Consider the following 18824-nt stretch of genomic DNA (forward strand, 5'->3'; position numbering starts at 1 on the left):
TAGACCGCCTTGCGATTTCCCACCCGGCGTGCGGGCGACCAGCGTTTCGCCCGCGAAGACTGGCTCGATCTGGCGCGATCGAAAACCACCGAGACTCCGGCGCCGCCGAGCCTGCGGCGCACGCTGCTGCGCCGCCTCGCCGCGCCGCTGTCCCTGCTCGCGCTGATGAGCGGCCTCATGGCGTACTGGCTCGCGTGGCAATACACGCAGCACGTCGTGGACCGCTCGCTTGCGGATCTCGCCACCGCCATCTCCAAGCAGATCCAGCTCGCGGGCGTCGATGCGCCCGTCACCGTTCCACCGCTCGCGCAGGCGATGTTCTCCGACCCTGTCGAGCAGCTCATCTACCGCATCAGCACGGGCGACGAGGAAATCGCCGGCGAGCCCGATCTTCCGCTGACGGGCACCAGCGTGCGGCGCATCCACTACGCCTACGTTTTCGAGACGCACTTCCAGGGCGTGAGCGTGCGCGCGGCGCAAGTGCGCGTGCCGCAGCCGCACGGCAATCCGATCGTGGTGGAAGTGGCGCAGCGTGTCGGCTCGCGCTATCGCATCGCGGTGGAATTCCTGATCGCCATCATGATGCCGCTCGCGTTGCTGCTGCTCGCCGGCTGGGTGATCGTCTGGCGTGTCGTGAATCAGCAGTTGAACCCGCTCACCGATCTCGCCGACGCGCTCAATCAGCAGACGCACATCTCGCTGGAGCCCGTCGACGAGACCTACGTGCCCGGCGAGATCCGCCCGCTCACGAGCGCGATGAACGGCCTGCTCGTGCGCCTGCAGACGGCGCTCGACGCGCAGCGCAAGTTCATCGCCGACGCCGCACATCAGCTGCGCACGCCGTTGACGGCGGTCAAGCTGCACGCGGAGCAGGCGCTCAGTTCGCGGGATCCCGCGAAGGCGGTCGAAGCGGTGAAGGAGCTGCGCGCATCCGCTGACCGGGCCGTGCGCCTGTCGAATCAGCTGCTCTCGCTCGCGCGCGCCGAACCGGGCGAGCAGGCCGCGCGTTTCTCCGATTTCGATCTGGCCGCGCTCGCCTTCGAAACCGGCGCGGAATGGGTGCCGCGGGCGCTTGCCGCGCGCGTCGATCTCGGCTTCCAGCGCCTCGACGATCCCGAGAACGAGCATCCGATGATCGTCCGCGGCAACATCGTGCTTACCCGCGAAGTGCTCGCGAATCTGATCGACAACGCGCTCAAGTACATTCCGCCGTTTCGCGTGGAAGGCGCGCGCATCACGGTGACCGTCACCGAATGGCGCGATGCGGATGGCCGCCGCTTCGGCGAAGTCGTCGTGGAGGACAACGGGCCGGGCGTGCCGCACGATCAGCAGCCGGATCTCTTCAAGCGCTTTTTCCGCGGCGACGGACAAAGCGTGGAAGGCGGCGCGGGCCTGGGGCTCGCGATCGTCCACGACATCGTGGTGCTGCACGGCGGCACCGTGCATTACGAGGATGCACCCGAAGGCGGCGCGCGCTTCATCGTGCGCATGCCGCTCAAGGAAGAGAAGCCGGACGACAAATGAAAAAGAGCCGCGGGACTACCGTGGCTCCTTCGAATCGCCGCGTGCGCGCGGCTTACTTCTTCTTGTTCTTCACGGCGAGCATCGTGCCGCGGCACTTCTTCGCGCCGCAACGGCACTCATATTCCTTCCTGAGCTTCTTCGTGATGCGACCGTCGATCACGAGACCGTAGTCGTAGTTCAGCTCCTCATCCGGCTCGATATCGCGCAGCGCGTGAATGAACACGCGGCCTTCGACTTCCTCCGCTTCGCAGTTCGGCGCGCACGAGTGATTGATGTACTTCGCACTGTTGCCGTCGATCTTGCCGTCGATTACACGGCCGTCGTCGAGCGCGAAGTAGAACGTGTGATTGGGCTCGTCGGGATTGTGCGGATGGCGGCGCAGCGCTTCCTTCCACGAAATGCGCTCGCCCTTGTATTCCATCACCTGCTCGCCCGCGGCGATCCGCTTCGCGGCAAACACGCCCTTGCCGTGCACGCCGGAGCGGCGAACGGTGACCCTGCGTGAACTCATCGACTGAATCCTTAAATAACGCTTCGCTCCCGCGCGATCGGGATGAACATCGGGATGAAAAAAAAACGCGGTGGCCTCGGAGGCGCCGCGTTCGCTCGGTTGAACGCTCGCGCTCAACACACCGGTATCCTACACTCCCGGCGCGCGAATGCTCAACCGTCTCGACGATGCTCGATACTTTTCAACGTTGCCCGATGGTGATCTCGCCGAAGAGGTTCTTCAGTTCGCGCGGCTGCGAGCGCCAGTACTGCGGCGGCGCCGTGACGGTCGCGCCGAGCTCGGCCGCCGCGTGCCATGGCCAGCGCGGATCGTAGAGCATGGCGCGCGCGATCGCGACGAAATCCGCCTTGCCGCTCGCGACGATCTCTTCCGCTTCCGCAGGCTCGGTGATCAGCCCGACCGCGACGGTGTTCACGCCCGTCGCTTCCTTCACGGCCTGTGCAAACGGCACCTGATAGCCCGACGCGAGCGGAATCTTCTGCAACGGCGAAACGCCGCCCGACGACACGTCAATCCAGTCGACGCCGCGCTTCTTCAGCTCCGCCGCGAAGGCGATCGTGTCCTCGATGCCCCAGCCGCCTTCGACCCAGTCCGTCGCGGAAACGCGCACGCCGACCGGCTTGTCGGCGGGAAACGCGGCGCGCACGGCGTCGAAGATTTCGAGCGGATAGCGCATGCGGTTCTCGAGCGAGCCGCCGTATTCGTCGGTGCGCCGATTGGCGAGCGGCGAGAGGAACTGATGCAGCAGATAGCCGTGCGCGCAGTGAATTTCGATGCCGTCGATGCCGAGCCGCGCCGCGCGCTTCGCCGCCGCGACGAACGCTTCCTTCACGCGGATGAGACCGGCGGTATCGAGCGCGAGCGGCGGCGTTTCGTCCGGCTTGTGAGGAACGGCCGATGGCGCAAAGGTCATCCATCCTCCATCGGCGACGGAGATCAGCTGTCCGCCTTCCCACGGCTTGCGGCTCGATGCCTTGCGGCCCGCGTGCGCCAGCTGCATCGTCACGGCGATCTTCGAATACTGGCGAATCGCGGCGAGCACCGGACGCAGCGCGGCTTCGGTCGCGTCATCCCACAGGCCGAGATCGCCGGGCGTGATGCGTCCGTCCGGCTCGACGGCCGTCGCTTCGATGAACAGCATGGCCGCGCCCGACAACGCGAGCTGGCCCAGATGGATCATGTGCCATGCCGTGGCCTCGCCGCGCTCGGCGGAGTACTGGCACATCGGCGAGATGAAAATGCGATTCGGCAGCTGAAGACTGCGCAGGGTGGCGGGGGTGAACAGCGCGCTCATGTCGGGGACTCGTCGCTAGAAAAGGTGCGATCGAGAATAGCACCGGGCTTTTTTCCATGCACGAACGTCGTCCGCCCACGCGCAGGCGCGCCGCCCGATGGCTCATATCATCACACGTCAGCGCTCGCCGGATGCGAAACGGTCGAGCCATTCTCCGAACATCGCGCGGGCAGCACGTTCGAGACCGGCGCCGTGCCGTGCGGTCTCCTCGCGCAGCTTCGCGACGGTCGTGCCGCTTCTCGCGATATCGCCGGGATAAGTCACGAGCCAGCTCTCGAAGCGGTCCGCGAGCACTTCAGGATGACATTGCAGCGCGAGCACGTGCTCGCCCCATGCAAACGCCTGATGCGCGCACTTCTCCGTCGATGCGAGCAGCGTCGCGCCGGCGGGCAGATCGAAGGTATCCCCGTGCCAATGGAAAACGGGAACGGGTTTGCCGTCGGCCTCGAGATGGCGCAGCGCGGATGCGCGCCCGGCTTCGGTCAGCGTGAGAGGCGACCAGCCGAGCTCGGGCGCGCCGGACGGATACACCCGCGCGCCGAGCGCCCGCGCGATCAGCTGCGAGCCGAGACAGATGCCGATGGTCGGCAAGCCCGCCGCGATGCGTCTCTCGAGCATGGAAAGCAGCGGCGCGATGTGCGGGTAGTCCGCGTCCTCGTACGCGCCGATCGGCCCGCCGAGCACGACGAGCAAGGAAGGATCAAGCGGATTGGGCGCATCGATGCGGCCGCGCCCGACGTCCAGATAGCGCACCAGGTGGCCACGGTCGCCGAGTACGTGTTCGAGGCTGCCCAGATCTTCGAAATAGACGTGGCGAATCGCCAGGACTTCATGTTTCATCGGCGGCTTCCGTAGGTCGACTGCGCGTGGCTCGGGACGAAGTAGTGACGAGCCGCGCCTCGCGGCGAGGCGCGACGGGCACAGTCTAACCGACTCGCCGCGGCCTCACAGCGCCAATGCCACCGGATGACGTCTCCTCCCGGTCCGGAATCAGGCGACCTGAGCGAAGACCTTCCAGCTCTTCTTCTGCGTGGCGACGTCGGCTTCTTCGTATACCGAACAGTCGAGACGCAGATCGGTGTCCGCCATGTCGATCTGCAGAAGCGCGCAGTGATGCGGCGTCTTCTTCGGATTCTTGCTGGCTTCGAAGTGCGAGCAGGAGAGGCACATGCGGTGCGCCGGAATCTGCTGCTGCGTCTCGAGCTGACGGATCGTCTTGAGCAGCGTGCGATAGAACGCCGACTGCTCGTCCTCGCGCAGCGTGCCGACGGCCTTCGCGAGGAAGTCCGGCCATTGCAGCGCCTTCTTCGCCGCCGTGCGGCCGCGCGCGGTCAGACGCACCGCGAGCGCCCGGCCGTCGTCGATCGCGCGACGCTTCTCGACGAGACCCTTGCCTTCGAGCGTGCTCACCGCGTCGCTCGTCGTGGCAGCGGTCAGCGCCGTTTCACGCGCGATCTCGCCGAGGCGCATCGGCCCCTTGCGCTGCATCAGCAGAACGAGAATTTCACCCTGGGTCGGCGTGAGCCCCGCACCTTCCGCCCATTCCCATGCCTGGCTGCGCATCGCCGTGCTCAGCCGCAGCAGGCCGTGGGTCACCCGCCCCGTGGCCTGCTCTCCGTAAACGCCTTCACTCATAGTCTTTCGCTTGTTGTTCCGCTTATGTGTTTTGACGGCACGTTCGCGCAGACCGCCGCGAACACCTCGTTCGAAACGCCGCCGCAGAAAGTACTGCGAACCCCTTGCGGACTGCCCTTCGTTCTCGGTCCCCGCCGTCTCAAAATTCAGGCGTGCCAAGCCATATGGCGGTACCTGAATGGGGACATTGCAACCCTCTTCGTTATGCGCCCTCTTATGTTGCAGCTCCGTGGCGCTGTGCTTCTGCCGACTATAACCCGATGCCAGCAAAGTCGTCATTCTAAGCGACATAGAACAAACGTACACCTTAATTATCCACGCAGAACTGTGGATAACCCGTGGAAAAACGTCGTCTTTGTTTGTGAGCGAATTCTTGATAACCCGACTCGCTCATCGGGCGCCTTTGCGTTGCCAAAAGTTGCACGCTTCGACGCACGCGCAGCGCGCAGGGTTATCGTTTGCCTAATGCATTGACTTTGCGCCGCTTTTCCATGTTTTCCACAGCGGGTGCCGCACATTGTTAACTACTATTACGTAGGTATACGGACTTGTTGAAGTAAACCTTAGAGGCACCGAATCGGTTCCTCTTCAAACCTTGGCGCGTGCCCCTCTATTCCCGCTGCTCTTCATGCACGCGTTTCATACGGAACAAAGAAAAAAGGCCACTTCGATTCTCATCAAAGCAGCCTTTCGCCTTAGTTGGACGCCAATTGGCGGCGTGAGCGCAGCGTTATTGGCGCCATTGCAGACATTGCTGCCTAACCGCTTCATGCAGCGATTTTTCCTTCTCGAACACGCCGCGCAGCCAGGTCGCGTCGTTCGTGCCGCGCGCGATGTCGGCCACCTGCGCGAGTGCGGCTTGCGAGCCGAGCGCTTCGGCATGCGGACCGAGCACGTCGAGCGTTGCGAGAATGTCCTCGCCGATCGTGCGCCGCTCGCCCGTCTGCGGATGGATGCATGTGCCTTCCAGACCGAAGCGGCACGCCTCGAACCGGTTGAACGTGTACACGAGGTAATCGTCTTCCTTGGGCGTGAGCGGCTTGTCGAGCAGCAGATAGCGCGACAGCGTCTGGATGTAGCAGGCGATGGCGGCAGCGCGGTCGACGGAAAGCGGTGTGTCCATCACGCGGACTTCGATGGTGCCGTAGCCCGGCTTCGGCCGGATGTCCCAGTAGAAGTCCTTCATGCTGTTTACAACGCCGGTGTTCACCATCTTCGAGAAATACTCCTCGAAGCTGTCCCAGGTCAGCACGAACGGCGCGCGGCCCGAAAGCGGAAACGCGAACACCGAGTTCAGGCGCGCCGAGTGAAACCCGGTATCGACGCCCTGAATGTAGGGCGACGAAGCTGAAAGCGCGATGAAATGCGGGATGTAGCGCGACATCGAATGCAGCAGGAAGAGCGCGCTGTTCGGATCGGGACAGCCGATATGCACGTGCTGCCCGAACACCGTGAACTGCTTGGCGAGATAGCCGTACAGCTCCGAGATGTACTGGAAGCGCGGCGCGTCGTAGATCTGCCGGTCGCTCCATTGCTGGAACGCGTGCGTGCCGCCGCCGGCGAGGCCGACGTTCAACTGGTCCGCCGCCGCAACGAGCGTATCGCGGATCGTGCGCAAGTCGTTGACGGCCTGCTCGTGGGTCGTGCAGATGCCGGTCGAAAGCTCGATCATGCTTTCGGTGATTTCGGGCGTAATGTTGCCCGGAATCTTTTCGTCCTTGATCAGACGCATGAGGTCCGACGCGGCGCGGGTCAGATCGTAGTCGTGCGTATTGACGACCTGGATCTCCAGCTCGACGCCGAACGTGAACGGTTCGGAATTGATGAATGGTTCGAGTGCCATGGCGCCTCTTGAATGATCAATGCTTGAGCAGGCCCGGCGCGCTCATTCGCGCCGCTCGCCCACGGCCGAAAGGCTGCGGTACACCACGAACGGCGTCACGATCTGGAGCACGACGATGGAGCACATGACGATCGCGCGCAGCGTGGGATCGTAGTCGGGATAGAGCACGTACATATCGTCGACGAGCAGGTACGCGAGCGCTGACATCGGCGTGAGTGCGACGCCGAGCGCCACGCCCTGCTTCCAGTCGAGTCCGCTCGGCCTGGCGAAAATCAGCACGCCGACGAGCTTGCCGACGAAACGCGCAACGATCAGGCCCAGCGCCGCAACGCCGCCGAGCGCGATATCGTGCCAGTGAAACGACGTGAGCGTCAGTGCAAAAAGGATGACTGTGAGCAGCCATCCGGCGGAGCCGAAGTGCGACGGCCACAACTGCGGCCTTTCGTCCGCGTTCTTCACGATGATGCCCGCGGCGAGCAGCGACAGAATCGTCGAGAGCTTGAAGATGTGCGCGACCGCGATGGCCAGCAGCACGAGCCCGAAGAGCGCGACGAACGAATGCTCGTCGGTCGGGGGAAGGCGCCGCGCCAGCAAATTGCACGCGCGCGCGAGCAGGAACGCGAGCACGAGCGAGCCGATCAGCAGATAAAGCGGCTGCAGAATGGTCGCAAACGTATTGCCGTAGATTTCCTGATGCAGCACGCCCGCCGCAAGTTTTTCGACGATCACCGCATACATGCTGTTGAGCGCGGTCAGTGTCAGGAGACGCTGCGTGACCTGTCCTTCGGCGCGCAACTCGGTTTTCAATTGAATGACCATCGCGGGCGACGTGGCCATCGCGATTGCGGCGATCACGACCGACGGCATCGTCGGCACGTTGAGGAGTATCAGCGCGATCAGCACGAGGCCGAACGTGAGCGTCGACTCGGCGATGCTCGACAGGATCAGATGCGGATTGCGGCGAATCCAGCGCAGGTCGAGCCGGCCGCCGAGTTCGAAGAGCAGCAGACCCAGCGCGACGTCGAGCAGCGGCCGCGACAGGCCGCCCGCGCTGGAGTCGATCACGCCGAGGCCCGCGTTGCCCGCGATCAGCCCGATCACCGCATAGCCGGTGATGCGCGGCAGACGCCATGCGCGCCAAAGCAGCTCTCCGGCAAGTCCCGCCGTGACGAGCGCGAGACCGGCCCAGAGAATGGCGTCGGGTTCGAGTGGCCAGGCGGGCAGAAATGAAAATGCCGAATTCATCGTGTTGGCTTCTCCTTCGTTGCTGCTAGCTACGGGTGCACGTTCCGTCGCGTGACGTCACATCGACCGCGCGACGCTCGCGGGCGACGCGCATCCGCCCGGCCAGGCGAGCGTTGGTTCATTCAGGCGAAACGAAATACGAACGAACACGGCGTCACGGTCAGGCCGTGCACGAATTAGACGACGCGTCCGGCTAGCGGCGGAGCGCTTCGCGTGCCGCCGATGTCGCACCGGAGTTCCTGGATCCGGGTGACACAGACGATGCATGCGGCGCTCGCCCGATTGCCGAGCCGGACACAGCAAACGACGATGCGGCTTCGTTGATCAGATTCTTGGCGCGCACCCATCGTTCCATTGAAGCGGTCGCCGTCTGAACGGCGCGACGCAGGAAGAAGCGCGATTGTGCCATACCTCGATGCCCCTGACAGAAAGTCCAAACGCATGATTCTTATGAAGTAAAAGCGACTGCCGAGCTCGGACGGAAATGGAAAAGCTGACCGGTTGCATGAATCGGACGTACGGATTTCCTTGTCTTGCAGCGGGCCGATGGCCTCGCCGTCAGGTGTTTACAGGTTTACTGTATATAAACGTAGTAGTAGTTAACAAGCGTCCGCGCGCGCTGTGGATAACATCGATTTTGTCTTTCCATTCAATCAATTGGAAAAAGCAAAAGCAGGCCGTAAACATGTTCGCGCGCCGCGGTAAACCCGGAACAACTTTTCGGGCGTCGAACGGTGCCTGCGGGTTGTCCCGTTTACGTGCACATCGAGTGCACACGTCTTTCGCCTGCAATTCGACGGGTTATCCACAACGTGCCGGGGATAACTACGCCAGGCCGATTTCCCCGTGGCGCAATGCTCGTAGCAAGAAGCGCGCGGGATCGATCGCTTCGGCCAGTTCCCGCTCGATGGGCCACGGCTCGCCCTCGATCTGCGATGCGATCAGCTCGGCCGCGAGCGTCGCCCAGATCAGACCGCGCGAGCCGAAAGCGAATGCGCCGAAGAGACCCGGCATGCGCGGCAGGTCGAGCGGCCATGCGCCCGAGAATCGATGCGCATCGCGGCGCGCGATGTGTTCGTCGGCTAGCTGGCCGATCATCGGCATGCGGTCGCTCGTCACGCAGCGGAACGCGACGCGGCCCTGGCGTACCTCGTCGGACCGCAGCGAAAGTCCGGGCAGCATGCCCGCGATGCGGTCCATGTTCTCGATGTGCCCGGCCTCGCGAATCTCGGGGCCGGGATCGTCGATGTCGTAAGTTGCGCCGATGAGCGTGCCCTGCGCGCCGAGCGGCACCGCGTAACCTTCGCCGATCACCGGCACGCGCAGCGCATCGAGCGCGCGTGCGTCGAGGACGCTCAGTTGGCCGCGCACGATGCGCGTCGGTTGACCGTAGAGGCCCGCGAGACGCGCGGCGTCGTGCGCATTGGCCAGCACCATGACCGGTGCGCCGGCGATTTCGTTGCCGTTCGCGTCGAATGCTCGCCAGACCCGGCCATCGTGCGCGATGCGCGCCACTTCGGTATTCATTCGCGTGGTGATGCGATCGCATGCATCGGCGAGCTGCGCGGTGCATATCGCCGCCGGCGAAATTGCGCCGCCATGCGGAAAGAACCAGCCGCCGCGCGCGACCTCGATGCCCGCGATCCGCGATGCTTCCGTTCGCGTCACCGGCTGCACATAGTCGGGCGGGTACGCGAAGCGCGCGATGGCGGCCGCGAGCGCATCGGCGTCTTCGGGCGTATCGGCGATCTGAAGCAGGCCTGCATCGCTTCTTCGCAAGTCGTGACCCGCGTGTTCGAGCGCCCGCCAGCGATGCTGCGCATGGAGAAATCCGGCGCGCGTGAGGCGCGCGGCGACGCTGTCGTCGCGCCAGACGATCGGATGAAACACGCCCGCCGGATTGCCCGATGCATCGCGCGCGGGTAAGGCGTGGCGATCGATCAGCGTGACGCGCCAGCCGCGCTCGGCAAGCCGCGAACTCAACGCGCAGCCCGCCAGACCCGCGCCGATGACGATGGCTTCGCGCGCGCTCGCATCGCAAGGAAGCGGCGGTTCGTGGCGGCGCACGCGCCAGCGTGGCGCGAAGCGCGCGGTCAACGCACCAGGCCACGCGCCAGGCGCGAGTTCGAAGCCCGCGGCTTCGAGCGCGCGCGGCAGTTGCGCATGCGCTTCTTCGGGTGCGATCAGGCAAACGGTAGCGTCGTCGCCCGCGAGACGCGCGAGCGTTTTGCACAGCCTGCGCGGATCATCGGCTTCTTGCCCGTCCGTCATGTCGATGTGAAACGCATCGGCGCGCAGCCACACTCCGGATAGCAACGCGTGCGCATCGTCGCCGATTGCGAGCGTCAGCACCACACGCCCCGCATCGAACTCCAGCCGGTGCACGCCCGGCACGCGCATCGGCCAGGCGCGCGCGAGCTCGGCTGCGAGCGGCGATGCATCGTCCGAAGGCGGATCGTCGAGTGCTTCGAGCGGCGCGATCGCGACGACGTGCAGTCGATCGCAGCGCGCATCGTCGTTGCGCCAGCTCTGCCAGGCGGCGAGAAAGACGCCGCCATGCATGAATGTCGTATCGACCAGCGTAAAGACGCGCTTGCGCCGCCAGCGCGCGGGAAGATCGTGCGGCCCGAGAAGCGAGGATTCGGTCATTCGATGTGGATCAAGGAGAGCTTTGCTACGGATGCGGGTTCCGAAGGATCAGGCGGACGACGACTTCCCGACGACACGCGCCGCATCGCTCGCGGCGGCGTCGAGAAGGAGCGGATCCAGCGCGTAACCGGCGGCGCGCCATGCCGCGAGTCCGCCCATCAGCGGCGCGACGTCGGTGAAGCCGTGCGAAGTCAGTTCCCGGGCGGCGAGCGCCGCGGATACTTCGTTCGGGCAATCGCAGTAGGTCACGAGCTTGCGGTCGCGGGAGATTCCCGAAAGCCGGGACGCGATCTCGTCATCGAGAAGCAGTGCGCCGGGAATCGCATAGGGATCCATCGCGCGGCGCTCGCGGCGGCGCACGTCGACGACGAGCGGCGGCGGCTCGCCCGCGAGCAGCGCGCGCAGCGTCGCGATATCGATGCGCGCCATGCGCAGCTTGCGCAACAGCGACACTCGCTGCCACCAGCGGGCCGCGAGATACAGCGCGAGTGCGACGGCCCCGACCGCGATCACGCCGTGCCCGAGCCAGTCGAGCCACGCTAGCGCCGTATCGACGAGATCCGCGAACATCGCGCCGAACGCGACGCCGATTCCGGACCATAGCAGTGCGCCGAGCGCGTCATAGAGGAGAAAGCTGCCGAAGCCGATACCGGTTGCGCCCGCGACGGGAATCGCCAGCGTCGAAAGCCCGGGGATGAACTTCGACACTGCGAGGATGCGCACGCCGAAGCGCCCGAAGAAGCTGGCGCTGCGGCTCACGCAGGTATCGCGCGAGAGCGAGAGCTTGCACATGAAGGCGAGCACGCGGCTGCCGTAGCGGCGTCCGAGCCAGAACCAGAGGGTGTCGCCGATGAGCGCGGCGATGCTCGCCGTGACGACGATCGCCACGAGCGGCCCGAATGCTGCCGATGGAAAAAGCGGGAGCCAGCCCGAAGTCAGCGCCGAAAAAGTGCCCGGAGCGAAGCTTGCCGAGACTGCGATCGCACCCGTCAAAGCCAGTGTGGGCAAGGCTGGGAGCGGCAGGCCGAGACATTCGAGGAGAACGTTGGCAAAAACCAACGGCAACCCGTATTCGATGATCAGCTCGCGTAGCATGGATCGGACCCAGGTATCCTGCGACAAAAAACCGGCCGGGAGCCCCGAAAATTTAAGGGTAAATCTTTGAAACCCTTGTCCTGATTGGGTTTGCGCTGCGCTATCATACCAAGCGCCGCGTGTAGAGGCGGCGTGAAGGCGACGAAGTGGAGCAACGCCGGTGAAGTCGCGCGAAACAACGCCGATTCGTCGGACGGGCACGCCAGAAGGCCGTCCCTACTCGACTGCACGGCTTGCGCACGTATAATCGGCGCGTTCGCGCTGTTCGTGTCAACCTAAACTGATAAAGGAACCTTAATGAACAAACAGGAATTGATCGACGCCGTAGCCGCTCAGACCGGCGCAAGCAAGGCTCAAACCGGCGAAACGCTGGACACGTTGCTCGAAGTGATCAAGAAGGCTGTCTCGAAAGGTGACGCAGTGCAGTTGATCGGCTTCGGCAGCTTCGGTTCAGGAAAGCGCGCAGCGCGCACGGGCCGCAACCCGAAGACCGGCGAATCCATCAAGATTCCGGCCGCAAAGACGGTCAAGTTTACGGCTGGCAAGGCATTCAAGGACGCAGTGAACAAGCGGTAAGTAACTTGCCGATTGTCAGGCTACTCGAGGTAGCCGGTTATACATGACCCGCCTTTGGCGGGTTTTTTTTCGCCTGAAGCCGGGTGCCGGGTCGGCCGGCTTGCGATTGCAGCAGGCCGGCGACGCGATCAATGCCGATGGTCTTCACAATCGCAATCGGGGCCGTGATCGTGATCGTGCTCATGGTCGTGATCGTGCTCTTCCACTTCCCATGCGGGGAACGGATCGGCAAAACGACTCCAGCCGTCCGGGCCGAGCGCCCATTCGTCGTCGGTGAGCAGGCATGCATCGAATGTGTCCTGCCATGCGGCGGGATCGATATTCAGGCCGATCAGCACCAGCTCCTGACGCCGGTCGCCGATGCTGTTGTCGTCCGGATCGCCGTACCATTCAGCGACGATCTCCGCTTCCAGCTCCGGGTCGTCGGCCGGCCACTCGCTGCGATCCTGAGCCGCCCACCACACGCCCGCCGGACCATGCCGGCATGTGCCGCCCGCTTGCGAAAGCGAGCCGCCCACATCGCTTCTCGTCGCGAGCCAGAAGAAGCCCCTCGCGCGCAGGATGCCCGGCCATTCCTGATGCAGCAGGTTCCACAAGCGCTCCGGATGAAACGGCCGCCGCGCGCGATATACGAAATGGCCTACGCCGAACGCATCGGGTTCATCGCTCGACGGATGCTCGCCGTTGAGAATCGCGAGCCAGCCAGGCGCGCTCGCGGTCGTATCGAAATCGAAGCGGCCGGTGTCGAGGATTTCATCGGGCGGCACGTTGCCCGACTGCGCCTTCACCTGAACCGCGCGCGGATTGAGACCGTGCAGGATGCGCGCGATCTTCTCCACTTCGTCGGCATCGGCGAGGTCGGTCTTGCTGATGATGATCACGTCGCAGAACTCGATCTGTTCGACGAGCGTTTCGACGACCGTCCTGCCGTCTTCATCGTGGCTCTCCGCCGCAAGGCCCCGTTCCGCCAGCGAATCGGAAGACGCGTAGTCGCGCATGAAGCGCGTGGCGTCGATCACGGTGACGAAGGTATCGAGATGGGCGCGGCCCGCGAGCGTGGCGTCATCGTCGTCGCCGAAAGCGAGACTTTCGGCGATCGCCATGGGATCGGCCGTGCCCGGCGACTCGACGACGATCGCATCGAATCGCTGCTGTCCGGCGAGCCAGGCGATCGCGCCTTCGAGGGCTTCCATCGACCGGTCGCCCAGGGTCAGCAGCATGCACCCGTTGGGCAGCTCGGCGGTTTCCCGGTCCGCGCCCTGAACGGCCTTGCCGCATGTCACGGCGCCGATGCGCACGCCGTCCGCGTTCGCGAGCAATGCATCGGCGAGTGTGGTCTTGCCTGCGCCGGCGAATCCAGACAGCACGGTGATGGGCAGTGGCGATTGGTTCATTGCAGTGGAGGCGTGAGGAAGGCGCAAGCGCGCGAGCGCAACCCCGCGCGGCCGATCGGGCCGCGCAGGTCATCGAATAGGGGATTGTGCATCAAATGCGCGGGGGCCGGCGCACGCGGACGACAGGCGTGGAAGGCTCAGCGCGTGGCCTGGAGCAGTTTCCAGCGCCGCAGGATCTCGATGATCTGCGCCGAGTACTTGTCGCGCAGCGCCGGTGTTTCGGAATGGTAAGCACCGACCGCCTGCCACGAATTGCCATACTTGTTCATCTTCTGGCGCAGATGCCACGCGGCCACATACACGCTCTTGCACGGCTCCATCAGCGTGCCGCTGGAAATGCCGTACTGAGCGAGCGTGTTCAGATGGATCGAGTTGATCTGCATCAACCCGTAATCGGTGGAGCCGTTCGCGTTCTTGTTGATGGCGTCGGGCTTGTTGTGGGATTCCTGCCAGGCGATTGCACGCAGGATGAGGGGATTGACCTTCTGGTATTTCGCCGCTTCGTCGAAGCAGTCTGCGTGTGCGGAAGCGGCAGCCAGCATGGCGCCGCAGCCTATCGCAAGTAATCGCAGGATTCTCTTCATCTTCCTTCTACTCCATCCGCCCATGCGGAACGTCATGCCGCCGTCACGGCGCCTTGGCGCCAACGCCAACAAACCAACGTCCGCGGCCGGGCGTCATCGGGAAAACCCACCCTGTTTGCAACCGCCCGGAAATGCGGAACCGACCGTATCATACCGGCTGACGTTTCAAGCCATAAGTTGGCTATCAGACATACGTCGATTCCAGCGGACGAAGTCCGCTCATACGGAAGCGTGCCAGGCACGCCGTCGACGTTGTCCTAAATGTATGAATAATAAGAGTTCAGGACGGGTTACAATTCGGCTCCCGCGTGCATCGGCCGGCCCTCGGAACCACCCCAAGTACGGTCTATCGGCAAGTTTTTTGAAAGCTTGAGGGCGCTGGAATCGTTTGAACGAAGCGGCCGCAGGGCGACCTGATCTGGAACGAATCGGCACAATTTCGTTACACAAAGCTGCTATCGTCACATTTTTTTTAAATGATCGCGGCAGGCGCGCACGGCGCGCCGGACCGCGGTTGGCGGCGCTCTCGGCTGACGAGCGGTGCTGCCTTGGCCGGCTCCCAGAGACCCGGCTCTGACATCACATCCATGAGAAGACAACCTATGGCACTGCGTCGCATCGCGACGGCACTGCTGGCGGCGGGACTTATCGTCGCGCAAGCTGCGCACGCGCAAGTGACGTTGAATTTCGTCAACGCGGACATCGACCAGGTCGCGAAAGCGATCGGCGCCGCCACCGGCAAAACGATCATCGTCGATCCCCGCGTCAAGGGGCAGCTCAACCTCGTCTCGGAGAACCCGGTTCCCGAGGATCAGGCGTTGAAGACGCTCCAGTCGTCGCTGCGCATGCAGGGCTTCGCGCTCGTGCAGGATCACGGCGTCCTGAAGGTCGTGCCCGAAGCCGATGCCAAGCTTCAGGGCGTGCCGACCTACGTCGGCAACGCGCCGGCCGCGCGCGGCGATCAGGTGATCACGCAAGTCTTTCAGCTGCATAACGAATCGGCGAACAACCTCCTGCCGGTGCTGCGCCCGCTGATCTCGCCGAACAACACGATCGCTGCCTATCCGGCGAACAACACGCTCGTCGTCACCGATTACGCCGACAACGTGCGCCGCATCGCAGGCATCATCGCGGGTGTCGACACGGCGGCGGGGCGCGAGGTCGACGTCGTCACGCTGAAGAATGCGAACGCCATCGACGTCGCCGAGCAGATGAACAAGCTGCTCGATCCCGGCACGATCGGCAGCACGGACGCGACGCTGAAAGTCACCGTCACGCCGGATGCGCGCACCAACTCGCTGATGTTCCGCGCTTCGAGCAGCGCGCGCCTCGCGGCGGCCAAGCAACTGGCCAAGAAGCTCGACGCGCCGACGTCGCAGCCCGGCAACATGCACGTCGTCGCGCTGCGCAACGCCGACGCGACGCGCCTCGCCAAGACGCTGCGCGGCATGCTCGGCAAGGGAGGCGGCTCGGACAACACCTCGGGCTCGTCCAGCTCGAATTCGAACTCGTTCGGCCAGAGCGGCGGCGGTCTCGGCAATTCGTCGACGTCCACCGGCACGGCGGGCATGCCGCCGCTGCCGGGCGGTCTCGGTTCCTCCAGTTCGGGCAGCAGCAACAATCCGATGTCCGGCGGCGCCGGCAATCGCGACTCGAGCTTCTCGTCCAACAAGGAAAACGAGTCGGGCAACGACCAGGGCGGCGGCATGATCCAGGCGGATTCGGCGACGAACTCGCTGATCATCACCGCGCCGGACCCGATGTACCGCAATCTGCGCGCCGTGATCGACCAGCTCGACGCGCGCCGCGCGCAGGTCTATATCGAAGCGCTCATCGTCGAACTTTCGGCGACGACCGGCGCGAATCTGGGCATCCAGTGGCAAGGCGCCCTGCTTTCCAACGGCGGCAACAACGCGCTTTACGGCAGCACGAGCTTCGGCAGCGGCAATACGAACATCGTCGACCTGACCTTGCAGGGTAATGCGATCGCGCAGAATCCGTCGTCTCTCACGTCGACGAGCGGCCTGCTCGCGCAGGGCCTGAACATCGGCCTGCTGCACCGCTTCGGCAATCTGTTCGGCCTGGGCGGCCTGTTGCAGGCGCTGTCGACCTCGGCGGATGCGAACATCCTCTCGACGCCGAACCTCATCACGCTGGACAACGAGGAAGCGAAGATCGTCGTCGGCCAGAACGTGCCGGTCGTGACGGGCTCGTACGCCACGCCGACCGCGAACGCCGCGACCTCGGTCACCGCGTTCAACACGTTCGATCGCCGCGACGTCGGCGTGACGCTGCACGTGAAGCCGCAAATCACCGACGGCGGCGTGCTGAAGATGCAGATCTATCAGGAAGACTCGAGCGTCGACGCAACCACGAAGGCCGATCCGGGCGGCGTGACCATCAACACGCGCTCGGTGCAGTCGACCATCCTGGCGGACAACGGCGAGATCGTCGTGCTGGGCGGCCTGATGCAGGATCAGTACAACAACAACAACAGCAAGATTCCGCTGCTCGGCGACATTCCGTTCATCGGCAGCCTGTTCCGCAGCGAAAGCAAGACGCGCACGAAGACCAACCTGATGGTGTTCCTGCGTCCGGTGATCGTCCGGGATCAGGCGACGGCCACGCAGATCGCCAACACGCGCTACGACTATCTGCGTCAGCAGCAGTACGGCTCGACGACGGACAACCGCCTCATCAAGGACCAGAACGTGCCGGTGATGCCGCCGAAGCCGCTCGGCCCGAGCGAAGGCGGCGGCCCGCCGGCGCAGAACCTGCTCGACTGGAGCAACACGACGCGCGGCCCCGGCCCGAGCACGACGCTGCCGCAGAACCCGAACGCGGGTCCGGCGCCGCAGAACACATATCCGGCGCCCGCGAACGGCGCGACCAACGCGATGCCGGGTAACGCCGGGACGAACGCCATGCCGGGCAACGCCGCGACGAACGGCAGCGACAACACCCAGCCGGGAGCACGGCCGTGAGCACGGTAAACGGCGTGGCCGAGCACGCGAGCGCGGCGGCGGCGTCGCCGCTGGCGGCGCGTCTCGTGCCGTACGGCTTCGCGCGCAGCGGGCAGATTCTGCTCGCGCATCAGCACGCTGACGGCGTTGAAGTCTGGATCAGCGAGCGCACCACCGACGCCGCGCTCGCGGAAGTCGCGCGCAATTTCGGCGCGCTGTCGATCGTGCGCAAGCCCGCCGACGAGCTCGCCGCCGCGATCAACTCGGCCTACGCGCGCAACGACGGCAGCGCGGCGCAGGTGGTCGGCGAAGTGGAGGGCGAAGTCGATCTGTCGCGCCTGATGCAGGACATCCCGGAAGTCGAGGACCTGCTCGAATCCGAGGACGACGCGCCGATCATCCGCATGATCAACGCGCTTCTCACGCAGGCGGCGCGCGAGCAGGCATCGGACATCCACATCGAGCCGTTCGAGAACGCGTCGGTCGTGCGCTTTCGGGTCGACGGCACGCTGCGCGATGTCGTCCGCCCGAAGAAGGCGCTGCACGGCGCGCTGATCTCGCGGATCAAGATCATGGCGCAGCTCGATATCGCCGAAAAGCGTTTGCCGCAGGATGGCCGCATCACGCTGCGCGTGGGCGGACGCCCGGTGGACGTGCGCGTATCGACGCTGCCGACCGGCCACGGCGAGCGCGCGGTGCTGCGTCTCCTGGAAAAGGACGCGCAGCGCCTGAACCTCGAAAGGCTCGGCATGGCGCGCGACACGCTCGTCAACTTCGACAAGCTGATCGGCCGCCCGCACGGCATCGTCCTCGTGACCGGCCCGACCGGCTCCGGCAAGACCACGACGCTCTACGCGTCGATGTCGCGGCTCGAGACGACCACCACCAACATCATGACGGTGGAAGATCCGATCGAATACGACTTGTCGGGCATCGGCCAGACGCAGGTGAACGAGCGCATCGGCATGACCTTCGCGCGTGCGCTGCGCTCGATCCTGCGTCAGGATCCGGACATCATCATGATCGGTGAAATCCGCGATCTCGAAACCGCTCAGATCGCGGTGCAGGCTTCGCTCACCGGCCACCTCGTGCTCGCGACGCTGCATACGAACGATGCCGCGTCCGCCGTCACGCGTCTCACCGACATGGGCGTGGAGCCGTATCTGCTGGCTTCGTCGCTGCTCGGCGTGCTCGCGCAGCGGCTGGTGCGGCAGCTGTGTCCGGTGTGCAAGGAAGAACGCGTCGAGGAAGACGGCACGAAGCGCTGGCATCCGGTCGGCTGCGACCGATGCGGCCAGTCGGGCTATGTCGGCCGTCGCGGGGTCTACGAATTGCTGCTGATCGACGAAACCATCCGTCCGCTGATCCATCGCAACGCGGCGGATGCCGAAATTCTCGAAGCGGGCCGCAAGCAAGGCATGCGCACGTTGCGCGAGGACGGCAATCGCTGGCTCGACGCGGGTGTGACTTCGCTGGAAGAAGTGCTGCGCGTGACGGGCGGAGAATAAACG

General features: G+C 64.6%; 14 protein-coding genes. 4 read left to right on the forward strand and 10 right to left on the reverse strand.

Going from position 1 to position 18824, the window contains the following annotated elements; all coding sequences use genetic code 11:
* The first annotated feature begins 9 nt into the window (after nt 1-9).
* The gene (locus AWB83_RS26775; protein ID WP_244197899.1) at nt 10-1524 is read left to right on the forward strand and encodes a sensor histidine kinase; all 1515 of its coding nucleotides are present in this window, start codon (nt 10-12) and stop codon (nt 1522-1524) included.
* Nucleotides 1525-1576: 52 nt separating this feature from the next.
* On the opposite strand, the gene AWB83_RS26780 is transcribed toward AWB83_RS26775, so the two are convergent.
* The 8 genes from AWB83_RS26780 to AWB83_RS26820 form a co-directional block, all read right to left on the reverse strand.
* On the reverse strand, nt 1577-2035 hold the full coding sequence (locus AWB83_RS26780; protein WP_087048677.1) for an SET domain-containing protein: 459 nt from the start codon (nt 2033-2035) through the stop codon (nt 1577-1579).
* A 181-nt stretch (nt 2036-2216) separates the two neighbouring features.
* Nucleotides 2217-3329, reverse strand: a complete 1113-nt coding sequence (locus AWB83_RS26785; protein WP_087048643.1) for an NADH:flavin oxidoreductase/NADH oxidase — start codon at nt 3327-3329, stop codon at nt 2217-2219.
* 117 nt (nt 3330-3446) lie between these two features.
* Nucleotides 3447-4169 (reverse strand): glutamine amidotransferase, encoded by a 723-nt coding sequence (locus tag AWB83_RS26790; protein WP_087048644.1) that lies wholly within the window; start codon nt 4167-4169, stop codon nt 3447-3449.
* A gap of 150 nt (nt 4170-4319) precedes the next feature.
* Complete coding sequence (locus AWB83_RS26795; RefSeq protein ID WP_087048645.1) at nt 4320-4964, reverse strand: MarR family winged helix-turn-helix transcriptional regulator; 645 nt, start codon at nt 4962-4964, stop codon at nt 4320-4322.
* A gap of 730 nt (nt 4965-5694) precedes the next feature.
* Nucleotides 5695-6807 carry a YbdK family carboxylate-amine ligase gene (locus tag AWB83_RS26800; protein ID WP_087048646.1) on the reverse strand — a complete coding sequence of 371 codons (1113 nt, stop codon included), beginning with the start codon at nt 6805-6807 and terminating at the stop codon, nt 5695-5697.
* Nucleotides 6808-6849: 42 nt separating this feature from the next.
* Nucleotides 6850-8052, reverse strand: coding sequence for a cation:proton antiporter (locus AWB83_RS26805; protein ID WP_087048647.1), 1203 nt, complete (start codon nt 8050-8052; stop codon nt 6850-6852).
* A gap of 825 nt (nt 8053-8877) precedes the next feature.
* The gene (mnmC, locus tag AWB83_RS26815) at nt 8878-10701 is read right to left on the reverse strand and encodes a bifunctional tRNA (5-methylaminomethyl-2-thiouridine)(34)-methyltransferase MnmC2/FAD-dependent 5-carboxymethylaminomethyl-2-thiouridine(34) oxidoreductase MnmC1 (RefSeq protein ID WP_087048649.1); all 1824 of its coding nucleotides are present in this window, start codon (nt 10699-10701) and stop codon (nt 8878-8880) included.
* A gap of 48 nt (nt 10702-10749) precedes the next feature.
* Nucleotides 10750-11796, reverse strand: a complete 1047-nt coding sequence (locus AWB83_RS26820) for a VTT domain-containing protein (protein ID WP_087048650.1) — start codon at nt 11794-11796, stop codon at nt 10750-10752.
* A 297-nt stretch (nt 11797-12093) separates the two neighbouring features.
* Here AWB83_RS26820 and AWB83_RS26825 point away from each other — a divergent pair, with 297 nt between their 5' ends.
* Nucleotides 12094-12372 (forward strand): HU family DNA-binding protein, encoded by a 279-nt coding sequence (locus AWB83_RS26825; protein ID WP_008352404.1) that lies wholly within the window; start codon nt 12094-12096, stop codon nt 12370-12372.
* A 128-nt stretch (nt 12373-12500) separates the two neighbouring features.
* On the opposite strand, the gene AWB83_RS26830 is transcribed toward AWB83_RS26825, so the two are convergent.
* Together AWB83_RS26830 and AWB83_RS26835 are read right to left on the reverse strand one after the other, a co-directional pair.
* A complete protein-coding gene (locus AWB83_RS26830) occupies nt 12501-13766 on the reverse strand; it encodes a GTP-binding protein (RefSeq protein ID WP_087048651.1) in 1266 nt (421 codons plus the stop codon).
* A gap of 137 nt (nt 13767-13903) precedes the next feature.
* A complete protein-coding gene (locus tag AWB83_RS26835) occupies nt 13904-14350 on the reverse strand; it encodes a lytic transglycosylase domain-containing protein (protein WP_087048652.1) in 447 nt (148 codons plus the stop codon).
* A 602-nt stretch (nt 14351-14952) separates the two neighbouring features.
* Between AWB83_RS26835 and gspD the strand changes: the two genes are divergently transcribed.
* Nucleotides 14953-17334, forward strand: a complete 2382-nt coding sequence (gspD, locus tag AWB83_RS26840; RefSeq protein WP_087048653.1) for a type II secretion system secretin GspD — start codon at nt 14953-14955, stop codon at nt 17332-17334.
* Nucleotides 17331-18821 (forward strand): type II secretion system ATPase GspE, encoded by a 1491-nt coding sequence (gspE, locus tag AWB83_RS26845; protein ID WP_087048654.1) that lies wholly within the window; start codon nt 17331-17333, stop codon nt 18819-18821. Before gspD ends, gspE begins: the two co-directional genes overlap by 4 nt.
* Nucleotides 18822-18824: the final 3 nt, after the last annotated feature.

It is taken from the genome of Caballeronia ptereochthonis, assembly GCF_001545075.1.
GTDB classification, from domain to species: domain Bacteria; phylum Pseudomonadota; class Gammaproteobacteria; order Burkholderiales; family Burkholderiaceae; genus Caballeronia; species Caballeronia ptereochthonis.

What these genes read in the sequence shown, in the direction of transcription:
- mnmC (WP_087048649.1), bottom strand. Translation starts at nt 10,701, where the DNA reads ATGACCGAATCCTCGCTTCTCGGGCCGCACGATCTTCCCGCGCGCTGG.
- AWB83_RS26835 (WP_087048652.1), bottom strand. Translation starts at nt 14,350, where the DNA reads ATGAAGAGAATCCTGCGATTACTTGCGATAGGCTGCGGCGCCATGCTG.
- AWB83_RS26825 (WP_008352404.1), top strand. Translation starts at nt 12,094, where the DNA reads ATGAACAAACAGGAATTGATCGACGCCGTAGCCGCTCAGACCGGCGCA.
- AWB83_RS26820 (WP_087048650.1), bottom strand. Translation starts at nt 11,796, where the DNA reads ATGCTACGCGAGCTGATCATCGAATACGGGTTGCCGTTGGTTTTTGCC.
- AWB83_RS26800 (WP_087048646.1), bottom strand. Translation starts at nt 6,807, where the DNA reads ATGGCACTCGAACCATTCATCAATTCCGAACCGTTCACGTTCGGCGTC.
- AWB83_RS26780 (WP_087048677.1), bottom strand. Translation starts at nt 2,035, where the DNA reads ATGAGTTCACGCAGGGTCACCGTTCGCCGCTCCGGCGTGCACGGCAAG.
- AWB83_RS26830 (WP_087048651.1), bottom strand. Translation starts at nt 13,766, where the DNA reads ATGAACCAATCGCCACTGCCCATCACCGTGCTGTCTGGATTCGCCGGC.
- AWB83_RS26790 (WP_087048644.1), bottom strand. Translation starts at nt 4,169, where the DNA reads ATGAAACATGAAGTCCTGGCGATTCGCCACGTCTATTTCGAAGATCTG.
- AWB83_RS26785 (WP_087048643.1), bottom strand. Translation starts at nt 3,329, where the DNA reads ATGAGCGCGCTGTTCACCCCCGCCACCCTGCGCAGTCTTCAGCTGCCG.
- gspD (WP_087048653.1), top strand. Translation starts at nt 14,953, where the DNA reads ATGGCACTGCGTCGCATCGCGACGGCACTGCTGGCGGCGGGACTTATC.
- AWB83_RS26805 (WP_087048647.1), bottom strand. Translation starts at nt 8,052, where the DNA reads ATGAATTCGGCATTTTCATTTCTGCCCGCCTGGCCACTCGAACCCGAC.
- AWB83_RS26795 (WP_087048645.1), bottom strand. Translation starts at nt 4,964, where the DNA reads ATGAGTGAAGGCGTTTACGGAGAGCAGGCCACGGGGCGGGTGACCCAC.